Origin of the sequence: Pontibacter akesuensis (assembly GCF_001611675.1) — a bacterium.
GTDB classification, from domain to species: domain Bacteria; phylum Bacteroidota; class Bacteroidia; order Cytophagales; family Hymenobacteraceae; genus Pontibacter; species Pontibacter akesuensis.
Genome location: NZ_CP014766.1, coordinates 3,528,462 through 3,547,257, shown reverse-complemented (window position 1 = coordinate 3,547,257; position 18,796 = coordinate 3,528,462). Strand labels below are relative to the sequence as shown.

Genomic DNA, 18,796 nt, shown 5'->3' with positions numbered 1-18,796 from the left:
AAGGCAGCTCGTGAAGAACCAGCCGCTTACTGTATTCTCACCTAAAAAACGCAACATGTACCTGCAACAGGGTTACCACCTCACATACTGCACCAACATCCATCCCGGCGAAAGCTGGGAGGAGGTCTTCACTAATCTGGAATCATACTTTCCGCCGCTCAAAAAGGAGCTCTCGCCAGACAAGCCCTTTGGCATTGGCCTGCGCCTCTCTAACCTCGCCAGCGAACAACTACTGGAAGGCAATCAACTGCAGGAGTTTAAAAGCTGGCTGCACGAGCAGGGGCTGTATGTGTTCACGATGAACGGCTTTCCATATGGCGGCTTCCACAACCAGGAAGTCAAAGACAGGGTGCACTTCCCTGATTGGGCAACGGAAGAGCGGGTGGCCTATACTATCCGGCTGGCACAGATCATGGCCGAGCTGTTACCCGAGGGCATGGAGGGCGGTATTTCCACCTCTCCTCTCTCCTACAAGCCCTGGCTGCGCGAGGCCGATGAGCAGAAAATGAAGTCTGTGTTTACCCATGCGGCCCAGCACCTGGTACAGGTAGTGGAGGCGCTGCACCAGATCAAAACGCAGACAGGCAAAACCATCCACCTCGACATTGAACCGGAGCCAGACGGACTGCTGGAGAACTCCAAGGAAGTGATTAAGTTTTACAAGGAGTGGCTGCAGCCAATTGGCGCAGATAAACTGCAGGAGTCGCTGGGGCTGACAAAGGACGATGCTGTTGAAGCGATCTATACTTACGTGCAGCTCTGCTACGATGTGTGTCACTTCGCGCTGGCTTACGAAAAGCCCCAGGAAGCCTTTGCCAAACTGAAGCATGCCGGCATCAGAATCGGCAAGATTCAGTTAAGTGCGGCCCTGAAAGCCGAGCTCCCACAGGATGTGGAAACGCGCGCCGAGCTTTCCGAAGCCATGGCCATGTTTGCCGAATCGACTTACCTGCACCAGGTGGTGGAAAAGGATAAGGAGGGAGAACTCACGCAGTACCCCGACCTGACTTTTGCCCTGCAGCACATCCGCAAACCCAACGCCGTAGAATGGCGCACGCACTTCCATGTGCCGCTGTTCACGCAGGAGTACAACGGCCTGCAGTCTACCCAGGAGGATGTGGCCGAAGTACTGCGCCTGTTGCAGCAAAATAACGTAACGCAGCACCTGGAGGTAGAAACCTATACGTGGGACGTGCTGCCGCTTGACCTTAAAAAAGACCTTTCCCTTTCCATCCAACGTGAGCTGGAGTGGGTGATTGAAACTATCAACAAAAAACATGACGCAGAAGACCGTAGTGCTGAACATCGTGGGGCTAACGAAATCCCTGATCGGCAAGCACACACCGCACCTGGCCAAATGGGCAGCTAATGCGCAGCAGGCAAGTATAAAACCCGTACTTCCGGCTGTTACCTGTACCGTGCAATCCACGTACCTCACCGGCAAGTGGCCGCAGGAGCACGGCATTGTGGCGAACGGCTGGTATTTTCGGGAGGAGGATGAGGTGAAGCTGTGGCGGCAGTCGAACAAGCTGGTGCAGGCGCCCAAAGTATGGGAAGTGGCCCGTGCCGCCGACCCTAAATTTACAGTAGCCAACATGGGTTGGTGGTACAACATGAACACCACTGCCGATTATACTTTAACGCCGCGCCCGCAGTACCTGGCCGATGGCCGCAAACTGCCCGACTGCTACACGCAACCAGCCGACCTGCGCGATAAGCTGCAGGCAGAACTGGGCACCTTTCCGCTGTTCAACTACTGGGGGCCAAAGACCTCCATCAAGTCGAGCAGGTGGATTGCCGATGCCAGCAAGATCACCGATAACCTCTACGACCCGACGCTCACGCTCATCTACCTGCCGCACCTCGATTACAACCTGCAGCGCCTCGGCCCATCAAACCCGCGCATTGCCAAAGACTTGCAGGAGATAGACGCTGTAGCTGGCGACCTGATTTCGTTTTATGAAGCCAAAGGAGCCAACGTGATGGTGTTATCGGAGTACGGCATTTCGGATGTCAACCAGCCGGTGCACATCAACCGCGTGCTGCGCGAAAACGGCTACATCAATGTGCGTATCGAACGCGGTACCGAGCTGTTGGACATGGCCATGAGCGAGGCCTTTGCCGTGGCCGATCACCAGGTGGCCCACGTGTATGTGAAGGATGCAGCGAAAATAGCAGAAGTGCAGCAGCTGTTGCAAGGGGTAGACGGTATTGAGGAAGTACTGGCTGGCGATGAACGGAACAAGTATAAACTTGCCCACGAGCGCTGCGGTGAGCTGGTGGTGGTGGCCAAAGCGCATGCCTGGTTCACGTACTATTTCTGGCTGGATGATAAAAAAGCACCGGACTACGCCCGCATGGTCGACATCCACAAAAAGCCTGGCTTCGACCCTGTGGAGATGTTTGCTGACCCAAAAATCAAGTTCCTGCTACCCAAGGTGGCCGGCAAGGTGCTGAAGAAAAAACTTGGCTTCCGGATGGTGATGGACATCATACCGCTGGATGCCACCCTGATAAAAGGCTCGCACGGGCGCATCCAGGAAGACAAAAACGAGTGGCCACTGCTGCTTACCAAGTATAAATCAAATCTCCCACAGGAAGTGCAGGCCGTGGATGTGTTCGATGTTATCCTGCAGCACCTGCAGGTGCCGAAACCCGAGCCGGTATTCATCGCACAGGTATAACTCATACTACATTATACAGCGCGGCTACTGTACCACCAGTAGCCGCGCTGTACTTAGAAGCCACAGCGTTTCTCAAAAAAAGCTAAAACAAGCCTACGTCGTTTTAACTTAATCTGCTACTGGTACACATTAGTTTGACTGAGCAAAGGCATCAGTAACGCAGACAACTTAGTAGTGCCCTTCATGGTATACCGTTAAAGCTGCACCCAACAAATAAAATATTCCTACATCCTATCTGGCACCAAAAAACATAGCGCCAGCAGAAAACAAGCTGACCAAAGAGACTAGAAATTTATGAGTGAACTTGATAAGAGATTAGCCGGCAAAGTAGCCGTAGTAACCGGAGGTAGTTCCGGTATTGGCCAGGCCATCGCCATCATGATGGGCAAGGCGGGCGCCAAAGTAGTGATCAACTATCACTCTGATGAGAACGGAGCCCGGGAGGCCCAGCAAAAAATAGAGAGCCAGGGCAGCCAGGCCGTCATCATGCAAGCAGATGTAGCACAACCTGAAGACTGCCAGCGGCTCATTAACACAGCGGTAGAGCAGTTTGGGCAGCTGGACATACTGGTAAACAACGCCGGGGTGCAGAAAGACAGCTCTTTTGTGGACATGACACTGGAGCAATGGAACAAAGTGATCAGCACCAACCTGACCGGCCATTTCCTGTGCGCGCAGGCAGCCACAAAGGAGTTTATGAAGCGCAAAGTACAGCCAGAGGAAAAAACATCCGCTGGCAACATCATCTTCATCAGTTCAGTGCATGATATCATTCCCTGGGCTGGCCACGTGAACTATGCCACGGCCAAAGGTGGCGTGCAGATGCTGATGAAAACACTTGCTCAGGAACTGGCGCCAAACAAGATCAGGGTAAACGGCATTTCACCCGGTGCCATCAAAACAGACATTAACCGAAGCGTATGGGAAACGGAGCAAGGCCGAAAAGACATGCTCACGCTTATTCCCTACGGCCGCATCGGAGAGCCGGAAGATATTGCCAGGGTAGCCGTGTGGCTGGCAACCGACGAGGCGGATTATATTACCGGCACCACCATCTACGTGGATGGCGGCATGACGCTTTACCCGGCTTTCAGCGACAATGGCTGATCTGCAGAATCAGATTTTGAGGTGAAAGGAATAATTGTATAAGATTTTACGTTAATTTTGTAACAGTACCTGCTGCAAGGGGGTTACCTTTGTAAGGCAAGTATAAAACTATCACATGAAGCTGTACCGCCAGATCATATTGCTAACCCTCACGCTGCTGGTGCTCGTCTCCTCGACAGGCATGGCGGTGGGTATGCATTTATGTGGCGGTGAGCTGCGCGACGTAACTTTCTTTGGTGCCGCCGCAGATTGCCCGATGGAGCAAAAGCAGCAGAAAAAACTGCCGCCTTGCCATACTCCTAAAGAAGACGCTGCAACTGACAGTGAAAACTGCTGCGAGGACCATCAACTGGAAGTAAAACAGCTGGATGATGCCTCCAAGCACAAAATAACGACCCTTAGCAAGCTACAGCAGCTAAAAATGGCTGTCGTACTGCAGGCGGTCGTGTTTAATTTCTTCGCTCCCGGTACTGAACTGGAGCCAACCTACGCTTTTTACGAGTCTCCTCCCCTGCCCCGCGACATTCCTGTGCTGGTGCAGTCTTTCCTTCTATAAATAACAGATCAGGTGCCGATTGGGCATGCCGGACAGCTGTGGCTATACTTGGCTACGAGCATCCCCTTTGCCATGCCTATACTTTCAACGTAGCCGGCACCACCCGCATTGCCGCTCTCCTGCGGCAGGTTCAATTCTGTTATTCATAGAACATCACTTCCCATGATTGAGAGGTTAATTTCCTTTTCGCTACGCAACCGCGTACTTGTGCTGCTGGTTTCGGCGGTTATGTTTGGCTGGGGCCTTTACTCGGTGCAAACAAACAAAATCGACGCCATTCCCGACCTGTCGGAGAACCAGGTGATCGTGTTTACTGAGTGGATGGGCCGCAGTCCGCAGATTATCGAAGACCAGGTGACGTATCCGCTGGTGACCAACCTGCAGGGCCTGCCCGAGGTGAAGTATGTGCGCGGCACCTCCATGTTCGGCATGAGCTTTATTTACATCATTTTTGAAGACGACACCGATGTGTACTGGGCCCGTTCCCGTGTGCTGGAGCGCCTGAACTCGCTGGGGAATACCCTTCCCGAAGGCGTTACGCCAACCCTTGGCCCCGACGGTACCGGCGTGGGGCACGTGTTGTGGTATACGCTGGATGCCCCCGGCATGGACCTGGGCGAGCAGCGCGCCATTCAGGATTGGTATGTGAAGTTTGCGCTGCAAAACGTGGATGGTGTGAGTGAGGTGGCCTCCTTCGGAGGCTTTCAGAAGCAGTATGAGGTAACCGTAGACCCTAACAAACTCACCTACTACAACATCACCATCCCGCAGGTAATACAGGCGGTGCGGGCCAACAACAACGAAGCAGGCGGCCGCAAATTTGAGCGATCCGACATTGGCTATATCATCAAAACAACTGGTTACCTCGAGTCGGCTGAGGAGATAGAGAACATCGCCATCACCACCAGCAACACCATTCCAGTGCGCGTGCAGGACGTGGCCACCGTGCAGATGACGGGCGAAAGCCGCCTGGGCATCTTCGACCTCAACGGCGAAGGCGAGGCGGTGGGCGGCATTGTGGTGATGCGCTACGGCGAGAACGCGGAAGAGGTCATCTCAAATGTAAAGGAAAAGATGGCGGAAGTGTCCAAAGGCTTACCCGAGGGTGTAAAATTCAACATCGTCTACGACCGCAGCGGCCTCATCAACGAAAGTATAAACTCTGTGAAAACCACCCTCATTGAAGAGATGATCGTGGCCTCCGTCATCGTTTTTCTGTTCCTCTTCCACTGGCGCAGCGCCCTCGTCATCATCATTCAATTGCCGCTGTCCGTTTCCATTGGGTTTATACTTCTCAATGCCTTCGATATCTCCTCCAACATCATGTCCCTCACCGGCATCGCCCTTTCGGTGGGTGTAATTGTGGATGATGCCATCGTGATGGTGGAGAATTCTTACAGGCATTTAGCGGAGGCTTCCAAGGGTAAGAAATGGATGGAAAATGAATAGCATTGTTGTCATTTCGAGCAGCGCGAGAAATCTATCCGAAATACTGAAAAGATCTCTCCTATCGTCGAGATGACATGGTAAGAGCAGACATATAAAATATGAGCGTATTCAATATTGAATCTCATGAACCTAGATAAAGAAACAAGGCTCCGCATCATCGAGAAAGCCTCCAAGCAGGTAGGCCCCAGTGTGTTCTGGAGTACAATTATTGTGATAACCTCCTTCCTGCCGGTGTTTTTGCTGACGGGACAGGAAGGAAAGCTGTTCAGTCCGCTGGCCTGGACGAAGACATTTATACTTATCGTGGATGCCATTGTGGCTATCACTTTAACGCCGGTACTCATCTCCTACTTTCTCAAGGGCAAGTTTAAAGATGATAATGCCAACCCCATAAACCGGGGTATGGAGCGCGTGTATGGGCCAGTGCTGAAGTGGTGCCTGAAGTGGCGCAAAACCACCATCGGCATCAACATACTGGCGCTGCTGGTGGCTATCCCGATGCTGTTTAGCTTGGGCACAGAATTCATGCCGCCGCTTGATGAAGGTTCCATTTTATTCATGCCCGTTACGCTGCCCGATGTATCGAATGCTGAGGCGAAGCGCATCCTGCAGGTGCAGGACAAGATTATCAAGTCGCTGCCGGAGGTAGACCAGGTATTGGGCAAAGCCGGCCGCGCGAGCACCGCCACTGACAACTCGCCCATCAGCATGATCGAAACCATCATCATGCTGAAGCCGCAATCAGAGTGGCGCGAGGGTATTACAAAGCAGGAGATCATTCAGGAACTGGACGCCAAGCTGCAGATTCCGGGGGTAGTCAACGGCTGGACGCAACCTATCATCAACCGCATCAACATGCTGGCCACGGGCATCCGCACCGATGTGGGCGTGAAAGTTTACGGCCAGAACCTGGATTCGGTGTATGCGGTGTCTGAAAAGGTGAAGACGGCGCTGGAGACAGTGCCGGGCGTGAAAGACCTGTACGTGGAGCCTATTACGGGCGGCAAATACCTCCAAATAGACATCAACCGGCAAGCATTGGGGCGCTATGGCCTGACAGTGGACGACGTGACCATGACGATCGAGTCTGCTTTGGGCGGTGCAAGTATAGGCAACACCATCGAGGGCCGGGAGCGTTTCTCCATTAACGTGCGGCTGGCGCAGGAGTACCGCAACAGCGTGGAGCGCATCCAGCGCATCCCGCTCCAAACGGCTGCTGCCGGTACTATTCCCTTGTCTTCTGTCGCGGATATCAGTTTCACCAGCGGCCCTCCCATGATCAACTCGGAGAATGCGCAGCTGCGCGGTGCGGTGCTTTTCAACGTGCGTGACCGCGATTTAGGCGGAACGGTGGAAGAGGCGATGGAGAAGATCAATGCCGAGGTAACGGGTATCCCGGAAGGGTATTACCTGGAGTGGAGCGGCCAATGGGAGAACCAGGTGCGTGCTACCCAGACGCTACAGTTCATCATCCCGCTGGTACTGCTCATCATTTTCCTCATTTTATACTTCTCCTTCAAATCCATAAAGGAGGCGCTGCTGAACCTGGTGACGATTCCGTTTGCGCTCGTGGGTGGTGTGTTCATTGTGTACTTCTACGGCGTGAATTTGTCGGTGGCGGTTGCGGTGGGCTTTATTGCGCTGTTTGGTCTGGCCATCGAAACGGCCATGGTAATGGTGGTCTACCTGAATGAGGCAATGAAAGAGCTGGTGGATAAAAAGGGTAATTCCTCCGAAACCATCACGAAGCAGGACATCCGCGACTATGTATTCATGGGAGCCGCTAAGCGTTTGCGCCCCAAGATCATGACGGTTTCTGTGGCATTGTTTGGCCTGATCCCGGTGCTCTGGGCCAGCGGCGTGGGCACTGATGTGATGCTGCCGATTGTGCTGCCGATGATCGGCGGCGTGTTTACCTCCTCCATCCACATCCTGCTGGTAACGCCGGTGGTGTTTGAGATGACGAAAGAGCACGAACTGAAGAAACACGGAAAACTAGAGATATACGATGTCAAGCACTAAGAAATATACTTCATACTTACTCTTACGAGCTATTACTCCCCCTTTGAAGGGGGCAAGGGGACGTTTTGGATCTGCTGTCGCTATACTGCTGATACTGTTTATAGGCGTGCCTGCCTCAGCCCAGCAGCAGCCAGTGGCGCTCGACAGCGTTCTCCAGACCATCCGCACCACCAACCCGATGCTGCAACAGTACGACCTGCGGGCCAAAGCACAGAACGCTTACGCGGAAGGGGCTACCGGCTGGATGGCGCCGATGGTAGGAGCTGGCGTGTTCATGCTGCCTTACCCGGGCCAGAACGTGGAAAGCGATGAGAAAGAGGGCTCCCTGATGATTTCCGCAGAGCAGGCAATCCCGAACCCGGCCAAGCAGCGCGCCAAGCAGGCATACTTCGACTCACGGGCAGCAATCGAGCAGGCCAATGCGGCGGCAACCTACAATGAACTTCGGGCACAGGCCAAGGCCTCTTACTACAACTGGGTGGTGCTGGAGCGTAAGCTGGATGTGCTGCAGGACAATGCCAAAATCATGGCTTACATGCTCAAGTTGGCGCGCATCCGCTACCCCTACAGCCAGGGCAAGCTGGGGAGCATCTACAAAGCTGAGGCACGCCTGCACGAGGTAGAGAACATGCAGCTGATGACGCGCAACGAGATAGCCCAGCAAAACGTGACGCTCAACATTCTGATGAACCAGCCCAAGGAGCAGCAGTTTAAAATAGACACGCTGCTGAGTATTCCAGGCCCCGTGGCACTGGCCGCTGATACCGCTTACCTGAACGAAAACCGGAGTGACCTGCGCCTGCTGGACAGGACCATCCAGACCATGCGCCTGGGCGTGGAGCAAGAGAAACTGCAACGCAAACCAGACTTCAGCCTGCGTTTCGACCACATGACACCCCGCAACGGCATGATGCCGAACCAGTTCACGGCCATGGGCATGGTTTCCATTCCGATTGCACCCTGGTCGAGCAAAATGTACAAGGCCAACACCAAAGCCATGAACCTGGAGATTGACGCGATGCAGCGTGAGCGCGAAAACATTCTGAACGAGGCACAGGGCATGGTGCGCAACATGGCGCTGGAGCTGAATGCCAAGCGCGAGCAGGTGGAGAACTACAAGACCAAAATCCTGCCGGCGCTCAAGAAAAACTACGACGTGACGATGTTGGCTTACGAACAGAACACGGCCCAACTACCGGAAGTAATCGACGCCTGGGAAGCCCTGAACATGGCCCAGATGGATTACCTGAACAACCTGCAGGCACTGTACCAACTGGCCGTGGCTTACGAGCGGGAGATAGAGCGATAATTTTGAATGACTGAATAACTGATTTTTGAATTTTCAAATACTACCCATTCAATCATTCAAAAGTCAGTTATTCAAAAAAAATAAACATGAAACGAAACCTGAACATACTCCTACTGCTGCTCCTGGTCGTGGCTACGGTTGCCTGTAAAAACGAGCAAGGGCACGAACACGGGGAAACAACCGCTGCGGAGATGACTTATACGTGCCCGATGCACCCGCAGATCGTGCAGAACGAGCCCGGCACCTGCCCTATCTGCGGCATGGACCTGGTGCCGACTTCAGCGGAGGGAGAGGCAATTGAAATTACTGAGGACCTGGCTTTCCTGTTGCAGCCAACGAATGAAACGGTGGTTGCCAACATCGGCACCCTCAAACCGCAGCTGAAAGCACTTCCGGCTTCTGTTAAGATGGAGGGCATTATCACGTACGATGAGCGCCGCATATACTCTGTTCCGGCGCGGGTGGGCGGCCGCATTGAGAAGCTGTTTGTGAAGTATAACTACCAGCCCATCAACAAAGGGCAGAAATTGATGGAAGTATACAGCCCGGAACTGGTGACAGCCCAACAGCAACTGCTGTACCTGGTGCAGTCGGCTCCCGAAGACAAGGCCCTGATAGCGGCTACAAAGCAGAAGCTTCGCCTGCTGGGCGCCACCGATGCCCAAATTAACCGCCTGCTAAAAACCGGAGAAGCCAGCTATACCTTTGCCGTCTACAGCCCTTACGACGGCTACGCCATTGGCCTCAATACCTCTCCACCAGCCGCTACGCCAAGTTCTACCCCTCTAGCGGCGGCCTCCGGTGCGGGCGGCATGGGTGGAAGCATGGGTGGTTCCACAGCAAACCCTGTAGCGGTTGCAGGGCCAGCGGCAGGCAGCCAGCTGCAGTTGCGCGAGGGCATGTATGTAACCACCGGACAGCCGCTGCTGCGTGTTGTGAACCCCGAGCAGCTTTGGGCGGAGTTCAACATTCCTGCCGGCGAGGTTACCTCCATTGCCAAAGGGGCTCCCGTGCAAATAACGTTTCCGGAACTGCCCGGCGAGAAGCTGGAGGCACAGGTAGGCTTTGTTCAGCCATTCTACGAGGCTGGCGAGAACTTTGCAAAAGTAAGGGTATACCTGCCGGGCCAGCAGCAAGTGGCAAGAGTGGGCCAACTGGTCTCCGCTACAGCCACTTACACTACGGCTCCGGCCCTATGGATTCCGCGCGAGTCGGTGCTGGACCTGGGAACCAGATCTGTGGCCTTCAAGCTTGAAAATGGAGCCTTTAAACCCGTTGCCGTTACGGTGGGCACTGCAGAAAACAACCAGGTACAGGTAGTAAGCGGGCTGGAGCAAACAGACGTTATCGCCGCCAACGCCCAATTTATGATTGATAGTGAAAGCTTTGTAAAAATAAATGAGTGATCAAGCGAATGAGTGGATGAGTGAATAAATGCTCCTGTTTCTGATACCTTGTAAAGGTCTTAGCTGCGAAATGTAGAAGCAGTTGAAGCTTGCCCACAAGATACTTTAAAGATGACAAAAGAATTATGCATTCACTCAGCTACTCATTCAAAATTAGAAAGACATGAAACGATACCTGAACATACTCCTTTTGCTACTGCTCATCGTAGCCAGCGCCTGCTCTGAGCCTGCGCACGAGGAAACAGCTGCGGCGGAGACGACTTATACTTGCCCGATGCACCCGCAGATCGTGCAGAACGAGCCCGGCACCTGCCCTATCTGCCACATGGACCTGGTGCCTGTGTCGCAGAGCGGGGAAAAGGAGGGCGAGCTGATGCTAAGCGAAAGCCAGATTGCCTTGGGCAACATCAAAACAATGCAGGTAGCCTATGGCGATGTGAACAGCAACACCATCCTTACCGGAAAACTGGTGCTTGACGAGACTCAGACGGATGTGGTGAGCAGCCGCGTGGCAGGCCGGATAGAACGCCTTTACATCAAGGAAACCGGCCAGCCCGTGCAGAAAGGGCAGCCGCTATATGAGATGTACTCTGAAGAGCTGCTAACCTTGCAGCAGGAGTACCTGCTGGCACTGCGCCAGAACCAGGAACTGGGGAAGGAGAATCCGCGTTTCGCTTCCTTTCTGGCGTCTGCAAAGCAAAAGCTGCTGCTGTACGGCCTCAACGAAGCTCAGATAAGGCGCTTGGCCAGTTCCGGGAATTTAGATGCCCGTGTTACATTTGTGGCACCATCATCCGGGGTGGTTACAGAGGTGGCCGCTGCCGAGGGGCAGTATATCGCGGAAGGCGCTGTGCTGTACCGGCTCGGGAAGCTGGGCAAAATATGGGTGGAAGCGGAACTGTATGCGCAGGAACTGGCAAACGTACAGGCAGGCGATGAGGTGCTGGTGTCGGTGCAGGGATTCCCGGAGGGAGCTGTTCCGGCAAAGGTAACCTTTATCAGCCCGGAGTACAGGCAAGGGAGCCAGGTGGCTATACTTCGTGCCGAACTACCGAACCGGGAGTCGCAGTATTTGCCGGGCATGCAGGCCAATGTTACCTTGCCGGGCAAAAACGGCACCTCGCTGGTTATACCAACGGACGCTGTGATTCGGGACGAAAACGGCAGTCACGTTTGGGTGCAAACCGACGACCACACCTTTCAGGCACGCATGGTGAACCTGGGCGAGGCAAGCGCCGACAACGTAGCTATACTTAGTGGCATCGGGAAAGGCGACAAGGTAGTGACCTCGGGCGCTTACCTGCTGTACAGCGAATATGTGCTGAAAAAAGGCGCTGACCCGATGGCAGGCCATCAACATTAATTTTAAGAAACTACAGTATTAACGATGTAGATAAGGCTTTTCCTAAAGCAGATTACTTTAACCTGAATTTTTAAACATAACCTTATAAAACTAAAAAAAAGCAACCATGAAAAAGACATTCTTTGCCGCAGCCTTACTGGCTACATTTACATTCGCCTCCTGCTCCGAGAGCAGCACCGAGAACACAGAGGCAACGACCATGGAGCATGGGGACATGCATGGCGCTGGCGCTGAAACAGAGGCAATGGCAACAGGCACCGTAGTAGAGACGCCCAAATTCGACTCGGTGGCTCAGCCGCTGCAGACACAGATAGACCAGCTGGTAGACCAATACCTGGACCTGAAAAATGCACTGGTAGCATCTGATGTAGCAGCCACCAAAGCTGCCGCCAACGAGGTGCTCGGCACCGCCAAAGCCATGCCGGTAGCCACCCTCACCACCGATGAAAAAGCCTATGCCGAAGAGAAAACGGCTAATGTTATCGGCGGGGCAGAGGCCATAGCCACAGCAACTGACCTGGAAGGGCAGCGGGCGCATTTGGAGCATCTGTCTGAGGCAGTGTTCTCACTCGCCAAGGCATTTAACGCGGCCGACCAAACGCTCTATTACCAGCATTGCCCAATGGCCCTGAACGATAAAGGAGCTTACTGGCTTAGCTCAAACGAGGAAATCCGAAACCCATACTTTGGGGAGAAAATGCTGAAGTGCGGCTCAACCGAAGAAGTGTACAAGCAGTAGTTGATCATTTTCTGAACTTGCGACATGTCAAGTATAAAAGAGAAAGCCGGAGCACATATATGCTCCGGCTTTCTCTTTTATACTTGCAATTCTATTACATCTGATGCTTGGCTTCCGAAACGTTTTCTGAACGCGGGTGTTGCAGCAGCACAACGGAGCGTGGGGCAACCTCTACAATTTCTGTTGCGCCATACTTGTTGTTGTTATCGCAAAATCCCCCTTCCGCCGTGTCCAGCACCTTTATCCAGTCATCGCCATACTTCTTCGGGGGGAGTTTGTACTGCAGCGGCTCAAAGTGCGCGTTGAAGATCACGTAGAAGCTGTCGTCCACAATCTGCTCACCCTTCGGCCCTTTAGAATGAAGGCCCATGCCGTTTAAATACACCGCCAGCGATTTCGCAAAGTCATGGCTCCAGTTCTCCTCCGTCATCTCCCTGCCCTCCGGTAGGAACCAGGCGATATCCTTCAGCTTTTCGCCTTTAATCGGCTGCCCCTGAAACCAACGCCTGCGGGTAAAGGCGGGGTGCTCCCGGCTAAACCGTATGAGCCGCTTTGTGAATTCCAGCAGTTCCTCGTCCTTTTCCTCCCAATGCAGCCACGATATCTCATTGTCCTGACAGTAGGCGTTGTTGTTTCCTTTCTGGGTGCGGCTTATCTCATCGCCGGCCACCAGCATGGGCACCCCCTGCGACAGGAATAGCGTGGCAAGCATGTTGCGTTTCTGCTTTTGCCGCAGCGCCAGCACCTCCTTGTTATCCGTTTCGCCTTCCTCGCCGCAGTTCCAGGAACGGTTGTGGCTTTCCCCGTCGTTGTTGTTCTCACCGTTTGCCTCATTGTGCTTGTCGTTGTACGATACCAGGTCATTCAGCGTGAAGCCATCATGGGCGGTGATGAAGTTTATACTTGCGTTCGGGCTGCGATAGTCGTCCTTGTACAGGTCTGAGCTGCCGGTAAAGCGCTCGGCAAACTCGGCCAGCATACTGTCGGCTCCGCGCCAGTAGTCGCGGATGCAATCGCGGTACTTGCCGTTCCACTCGGCCCAGCCCGGCGGGAACTCCCCTACCTGATAGCCGCCCTCGCCAATGTCCCAGGGCTCTGCAATCAGTTTTACCTGTGAGATGATCGGGTCCTGGTGAATGATATCGAAGAAGCCGCTTAGCTTGTTTACCTCGTGCAGCTCACGGGCCAGCGTAGAAGCCAGGTCAAAGCGGAAGCCATCTACGTGCATGTCCAGAATCCAGTAGCGCAGGCTGTCCATGATCAGGCGCAGCACGTTGGGCAGGTTAGCGTTGAGCGTGTTTCCGGTTCCGGTGTAGTCCATATAGTACCGCTTGTCATCCTCAGTCAGGCGGTAATAAGCCGCGTTGTCAATGCCTTTGAACGAGAGCGTCGGTCCCATCTGGTTGCCCTCTGCCGTGTGGTTGTACACCACATCCAGAATCACCTCAATGCCAGCCTTGTGCAGTGCCTTTACCATTTCCTTAAACTCCACCACCTGCTCGCCATGTGTGCCCTTGCTGGAGTAGCGCACATCCGGCGCGAAGAACCCGATGGTGTTGTAGCCCCAGTAATTCGCCAGGCCCTTGTCCATCAGTATGCGGTCGTTGATGAACTGGTGGATCGGCATCAGCTCAATCGCCGTGATGCCGAGCTCCTGCAGGTATTTAAGGGTTACCGGGTGTGCCAAGGCGGCATACGTGCCCTTTATGTCATCCGGGATCTCCGGATGCATCATGGTAAATCCCTTCACATGCGTCTCGTAAATGATGGTTTTGTGGTAAGGGATATTTGGCCTCACATCATCTTCCCAATCAAAGGAAGGATCAATCACTACCGATTTCGGAATGTATGGCGCACTGTCGGTTTCGCTGAAGGTTAGGTCCTGCTTCTTATCGCCCATTTTATAGCCAAACAGGGAATCGTGCCACTCAATAGTACCGGAGATGGCCTTGGCGTATGGGTCCAGCAACAGCTTGTTTGGGTTAAAGCGGTGGCCTTCGTGGGGCGCAAAGGGCCCGTGCACCCGATAGCCATAGAACTGCCCCGGTTTAATGCCGGGCAGGTACGCGTGCCACACGTGGTGTGTGCGCTCCGTCATTTTTATTTTGTTTGTTTCCTTGCTCGCATCTTTGGTATCGAAGAGGCAAAGCTCCACGGCGGTGGCGTTTTCAGAGAAAAGGGCAAAGTTCACACCCTCCCCGTCCCATGTTGCACCCAGCGGGTAAGGATGTCCTGGATATACTTTTAAACTCATAGGTTTTTAATCTTATGTAAAGTTGTTTTGCTGGAGCGGGCATATGTTGCTTTTCCACATGATGCTCTCGGGTTGCTGTTCCAGCTAGTACAAGCGTATACTTTAACTTAAGCCAAATAGTTAACTCCCTGCAGAATGCTTATGCAACTCCTGCTTTTTCCCGGCAGCCGATGCGGCATTTCTTGGCATCTGTTCAGCAACTGTGCAGGCAAACTAGCGGGCAGGGCACCCTTAACCGAAAGGCAAGTGGCTGACACGGGATGAAGAAACCAGCAGCGGCTTTACGACAGGCTGTAGATCAGTAGAAAGGGCAGCGGAGAAACCGCTGCCCTTTCTACTTTGATGTTATAGTATACTTTCCTTAATGAGGACGGGAGTAGCTACTGTCGCTGGGGCGTACAACCAGCCAAAGAATCAATCCGATTGGCCAGGCCAGGAAAGCCACAACGATTGCCACCAGCCAACCCGGCTTTCCACGTCTTTCAGCGTCTTTGTAAGACCAGAATATACTCCAGATGTAAACAATAAAGATAATGAGGGCAATTACTATTCCCACGATTCCTAAACCTAATAGTGACTCTTCCATAGTTTTGTGTAATTAGTTTGGTGCAAAGCAAAATAGTTTAACTTATAATATTAACGCAGCAGAATGTATTAAGTTGATTTTGAGTATTTTGCTCTTAAACCTTAGTCAAGAATTTTTACAATGAACTACTTGGCACATGAACTTTGGCTGTTAAAGCCATGAGCAGTAGGATAAGCCACCTGACAGTTTGCAGAATAAGTTTTACGAATTTCGGTTGCCGCCAGTAGCTGGTATAAAAGGAGCCTACAAAGCAGAGGTGCCTGCGAACAGCACAGGCACCTCTGCTTTAAGCACACATAGACCTGGGCTGTTGCTGATGAATACCTTTCAAAGTAAATCTGAGGAATGCCAGCCTGACTATAGCCATGGAGCTAACTACAAATTTATATATCAAGCTTCTGGTGTAACACCTAGGTAGTATGTCCAATTATTTGGCTGGTGGGCTCCAATACCCCAGCGATCTTATGTACCCTTTTTTCACAATAGGGCAGCACTACCCCTATTGTGAGAATGCATAACTCCTATTATTACCCCTCTTTCTGTGGTTTTCCCCTGTCCTCTTAATTGAAAATTAACCAGCAAGGCCCCTCCCCATACAGAGGCAGGTGCTTAAGGGCCTTAGCTAAACACCCACCGGAAGTACCAGCTTTAACTTGTCCCAGCTCATGACAACAGCACCTTTACCTTCGCCTTGAGACAGGATTTCATACCGTAGCCGCTCCTGATGTTGTTCGTTTGCTTCAGGCTTTACAGTTAGGCGCACTACGTCCTCTGCTTCAGAATAATCGTCTGCCAAGTGCTGGTTCCAGTTTTTGTTAATGATCACCGTCCATTCCTGTTCGCCGGGAATAGTAAACAAGGCATACTTACCGGCTGGTATTTCCTGTCCACCGATCATAATCGGGTGGTCTGTTTGCAGGCGGGTTGCTGAGTGCGCCCCTGTTACCCACACCTGATCATGCGCCACCAGCCCTCCCCATATCATTCTGCCGCGTACTGCAGGTGAATGATACGCTACAGTTAAATGCGCTGGGCCTACTTTTCCGTGCGCCTCGGCTTTGAGGCTACCTTTCAGGGTATCAGGCTCTGACTGAGCCTGGATTGTCAACGCGCCTTCAGACGGCTTTGCCTCATGTGCACCGGTGTGGTGTTGTTCCTGTTTAGGGGCTTTCTGCTCCTCTGCCTGTTGGTTGCAGGCAGCGAGTGAACTGCCAAGGGCAAAGGCGAAAAGGTAGTTGCTTATTTTTGTCAGCATGTAAAATTGACTATAGGATAATTAAAAATTTGAAGCAGCGAAGTAACAGCGAAACCGGTAGTAATAAAAGTGCTTGCAGTTTATACTGCAAAGAGGCGCTGCTTTTCAGCATAACTGCTTTAGCCGGATAGCTGAAGTATTGAAACAACGTAACCGGTTTCGCCACTCCTACCTCTGTAGTCTTGAGGCAGGCACGCCTTTTTCTGGTAGAGACCCTGCGGCTTATGAGCAGAGGCTGCCCCTGCCTTGCAACATAAGTCAGGCTACTTGTACACTATTTCATGAGAATAAGAAGCAGTGGAAGGTATTTTAATGTTGCAATCTGCCTGCCTGCGCGCGCGGGGCAAACTGTATGTGTTCGCTTTTTAGCATGGAGGCGTTCCTGGCAGCTTTAAAGCACATAACAACAGAGGTGCCTGCGTATAGCACAGGCACCTCTGTTGTTGGTATAGAAATTCTGTCTAGGCGGATTGATACTGCTCACAAGCCTCGGCGCATTCGAAGCAGGCCTCGGCGCAATCTTTGCAATGCTGCGCCTCATGCTTCTGACACTCCTGACCGCAGTCCCTGCATATTCTGGCGCACTGCTGCAGAATCTCCCCAGCGTAGCGCGAGTCGCGAGACACGTAATCAATGGCCTCCTTGCAGATGGCGGCGCAGTCCAGATCCAGCCGGATACAGGTAACCATCATTTTAACATTTTCCTCTCCAAGACAGGAGATGGCGCAGTTGTTACAGGCGGCGGCACACTCGGCCAATGTTCTAATCAAGTCCTTGTTCATAGTTTATAGGTTTAAATCGTTTAATGTTTATGTGCCTTTATTATACCCAAACAAGCGCCTTGTGTTTTATACAATTTTAGATAATCGTTACATAATTTCTTTTTCTGATGCGATAGCGTCCTATTAGCTTTCCTGCTTGCTGCTCCTTTGAACACAATTATAACTACAGCGCCAGGCTATTCGTTTAGTGGAAACAACCCATGCCGCCACCTGCATCCTATGAACATTTTATACTTATGCCTTGGAGTAACGCTTTTTGTCTTCACGATACTGGACATCGTTAAGACGGCGCTCTCCTCTAATGGCGGTGGCATGATCACAAATCAAGTCACCCGCGGAGTCTGGAAGGCTTTCTTCCTGACTTCCGGGAAGAACGGCAGGTCAAACCTGCTTCGGTATGCAGGGCCTGCAATCCTTGTGTCTATCCTGTTTACCTGGATTGTGGCACTTTGGGGTGGCCTGTTCCTGGTCCTGCTCTACGAGGAAGGCTCCATCGTGAATAGCAAGACCATGGCTAGCGCCAGTGCCCTCGAGAAGCTCTACTACGCTGGCTTTACGCTCTCCACCCTGGGTGTGGGCGATTTCATTGCACCAGGCATTATCTGGCGTATAGTTACAGATGTGGCAGCATTTGCAGGGCTGGTGTTCATCACCACCTCCATCACCTACTTTGTGCCCGTGCTCTCGGCCGTTAGCCTGCAGAGCAAGCTTAGCCTTTACATCAACGGCATGGGCAAAACGCCGCAGCAGATACTAATTAACAGCTGGAACGGCCAAGACTTTTCAGCTTTATTTGACAACGCCTCCGACCTGTGCCAGCTGCTGATGCACCACACCCTGCACCACCACTCTTACCCCGTCATTCACTACTTCCACAATAACCAGCCGGACCGCTCCATCGCCCCTTCCATTGCCCTGCTGCATGAGGCTTACCAGCTGCTGGCCAACGCGGTGCCGAAAGAAGCTGTGGGAAACCAGCTGATGATGAACATGCTGGGAACGGCACTGGACGCTTACCTGGATACGGTGAAAGGAAGCTTCCTGAAGAACCCCTCCCCAAAGGAAAGCGCCCCGGTACCGGACCTGCAACTACTGGAGGAAAAAGGCATACCCCTCCTTGACAAGGATGCGGTACGGCATACCTTTAAAGTTGATCTGCAGCAGCGGCGTAAGGTGATGACGGCCATCCTGGAGATGGACGGATGGTCGTGGAAGGATGTGTACCAACCAAAATAACAGTATGCTAAAGGCTGGTAAGCAACAGGAAAGCTAGCAGCGACAAAT

Annotated in this window: 16 protein-coding genes; 11 read left to right on the top strand and 5 right to left on the bottom strand. The window is 52.7% G+C overall.

Going from position 1 to position 18,796, the window contains the following annotated elements:
• The first annotated feature begins 55 nt into the window (after positions 1-55).
• From eboE to A0W33_RS14955, 4 genes are all read left to right on the top strand, one after another.
• On the top strand, positions 56-1,369 hold the full coding sequence (gene eboE / locus A0W33_RS14970) for a metabolite traffic protein EboE (protein WP_157578056.1): 1,314 nt from the start codon (positions 56-58) through the stop codon (positions 1,367-1,369).
• On the top strand, positions 1,278-2,684 hold the full coding sequence (locus tag A0W33_RS14965; protein ID WP_068838935.1) for an alkaline phosphatase family protein: 1,407 nt from the start codon (positions 1,278-1,280) through the stop codon (positions 2,682-2,684). Before eboE ends, A0W33_RS14965 begins: the two co-directional genes overlap by 92 nt.
• Positions 2,685-2,978: 294 nt before the next feature.
• The gene (locus A0W33_RS14960; protein ID WP_068838934.1) at positions 2,979-3,791 is read left to right on the top strand and encodes an SDR family oxidoreductase; all 813 of its coding nucleotides are present in this window, start codon (positions 2,979-2,981) and stop codon (positions 3,789-3,791) included.
• Between the two features lie 115 nt (positions 3,792-3,906).
• Positions 3,907-4,347 (top strand): HYC_CC_PP family protein, encoded by a 441-nt coding sequence (locus tag A0W33_RS14955; protein WP_068838933.1) that lies wholly within the window; start codon positions 3,907-3,909, stop codon positions 4,345-4,347.
• An 8-nt stretch (positions 4,348-4,355) separates the two neighbouring features.
• Here the strand turns inward: A0W33_RS14955 and A0W33_RS21270 are convergent, their stop codons facing one another.
• Positions 4,356-4,481, bottom strand: a complete 126-nt coding sequence (locus tag A0W33_RS21270) for a hypothetical protein (protein WP_262502128.1) — start codon at positions 4,479-4,481, stop codon at positions 4,356-4,358.
• A gap of 28 nt (positions 4,482-4,509) precedes the next feature.
• Between A0W33_RS21270 and A0W33_RS14950 the strand changes: the two genes are divergently transcribed.
• From A0W33_RS14950 to A0W33_RS14925, 6 genes are all read left to right on the top strand, one after another.
• The gene (locus A0W33_RS14950) at positions 4,510-5,796 is read left to right on the top strand and encodes an efflux RND transporter permease subunit (RefSeq protein WP_068838932.1); all 1,287 of its coding nucleotides are present in this window, start codon (positions 4,510-4,512) and stop codon (positions 5,794-5,796) included.
• A gap of 123 nt (positions 5,797-5,919) precedes the next feature.
• Entirely contained in the window at positions 5,920-7,818 is a 1,899-nt protein-coding gene (locus A0W33_RS14945) for an efflux RND transporter permease subunit (RefSeq protein ID WP_068838931.1), read from the top strand.
• A 106-nt stretch (positions 7,819-7,924) separates the two neighbouring features.
• Positions 7,925-9,127 (top strand): TolC family protein, encoded by a 1,203-nt coding sequence (locus tag A0W33_RS14940; protein WP_172798124.1) that lies wholly within the window; start codon positions 7,925-7,927, stop codon positions 9,125-9,127.
• Between the two features lie 86 nt (positions 9,128-9,213).
• The gene (locus A0W33_RS14935; RefSeq protein ID WP_068838929.1) at positions 9,214-10,533 is read left to right on the top strand and encodes an efflux RND transporter periplasmic adaptor subunit; all 1,320 of its coding nucleotides are present in this window, start codon (positions 9,214-9,216) and stop codon (positions 10,531-10,533) included.
• A gap of 163 nt (positions 10,534-10,696) precedes the next feature.
• Entirely contained in the window at positions 10,697-11,896 is a 1,200-nt protein-coding gene (locus tag A0W33_RS14930; protein ID WP_068838928.1) for an efflux RND transporter periplasmic adaptor subunit, read from the top strand.
• 106 nt (positions 11,897-12,002) lie between these two features.
• Positions 12,003-12,635 (top strand): DUF3347 domain-containing protein, encoded by a 633-nt coding sequence (locus tag A0W33_RS14925; RefSeq protein ID WP_068838927.1) that lies wholly within the window; start codon positions 12,003-12,005, stop codon positions 12,633-12,635.
• Between the two features lie 94 nt (positions 12,636-12,729).
• Here A0W33_RS14925 and glgX read toward each other — a convergent pair whose 3' ends face one another.
• The 4 genes from glgX to A0W33_RS14905 form a co-directional block, all read right to left on the bottom strand.
• Positions 12,730-14,889, bottom strand: a complete 2,160-nt coding sequence (glgX, locus tag A0W33_RS14920) for a glycogen debranching protein GlgX (protein ID WP_068838926.1) — start codon at positions 14,887-14,889, stop codon at positions 12,730-12,732.
• Positions 14,890-15,250: 361 nt separating this feature from the next.
• On the bottom strand, positions 15,251-15,475 hold the full coding sequence (locus A0W33_RS14915) for a hypothetical protein (RefSeq protein WP_068838925.1): 225 nt from the start codon (positions 15,473-15,475) through the stop codon (positions 15,251-15,253).
• 622 nt (positions 15,476-16,097) lie between these two features.
• The gene (locus tag A0W33_RS14910) at positions 16,098-16,730 is read right to left on the bottom strand and encodes a DUF2911 domain-containing protein (RefSeq protein ID WP_068838924.1); all 633 of its coding nucleotides are present in this window, start codon (positions 16,728-16,730) and stop codon (positions 16,098-16,100) included.
• Between the two features lie 461 nt (positions 16,731-17,191).
• Positions 17,192-17,512: a four-helix bundle copper-binding protein gene (locus A0W33_RS14905; protein WP_068838923.1), complete on the bottom strand. Its 321-nt coding sequence runs from the start codon at positions 17,510-17,512 to the stop codon at positions 17,192-17,194.
• Between the two features lie 219 nt (positions 17,513-17,731).
• Between A0W33_RS14905 and A0W33_RS14900 the strand changes: the two genes are divergently transcribed.
• On the top strand, positions 17,732-18,748 hold the full coding sequence (locus tag A0W33_RS14900) for an ion channel (protein WP_229802291.1): 1,017 nt from the start codon (positions 17,732-17,734) through the stop codon (positions 18,746-18,748).
• The last annotated feature ends 48 nt before the right edge of the window (positions 18,749-18,796 follow it).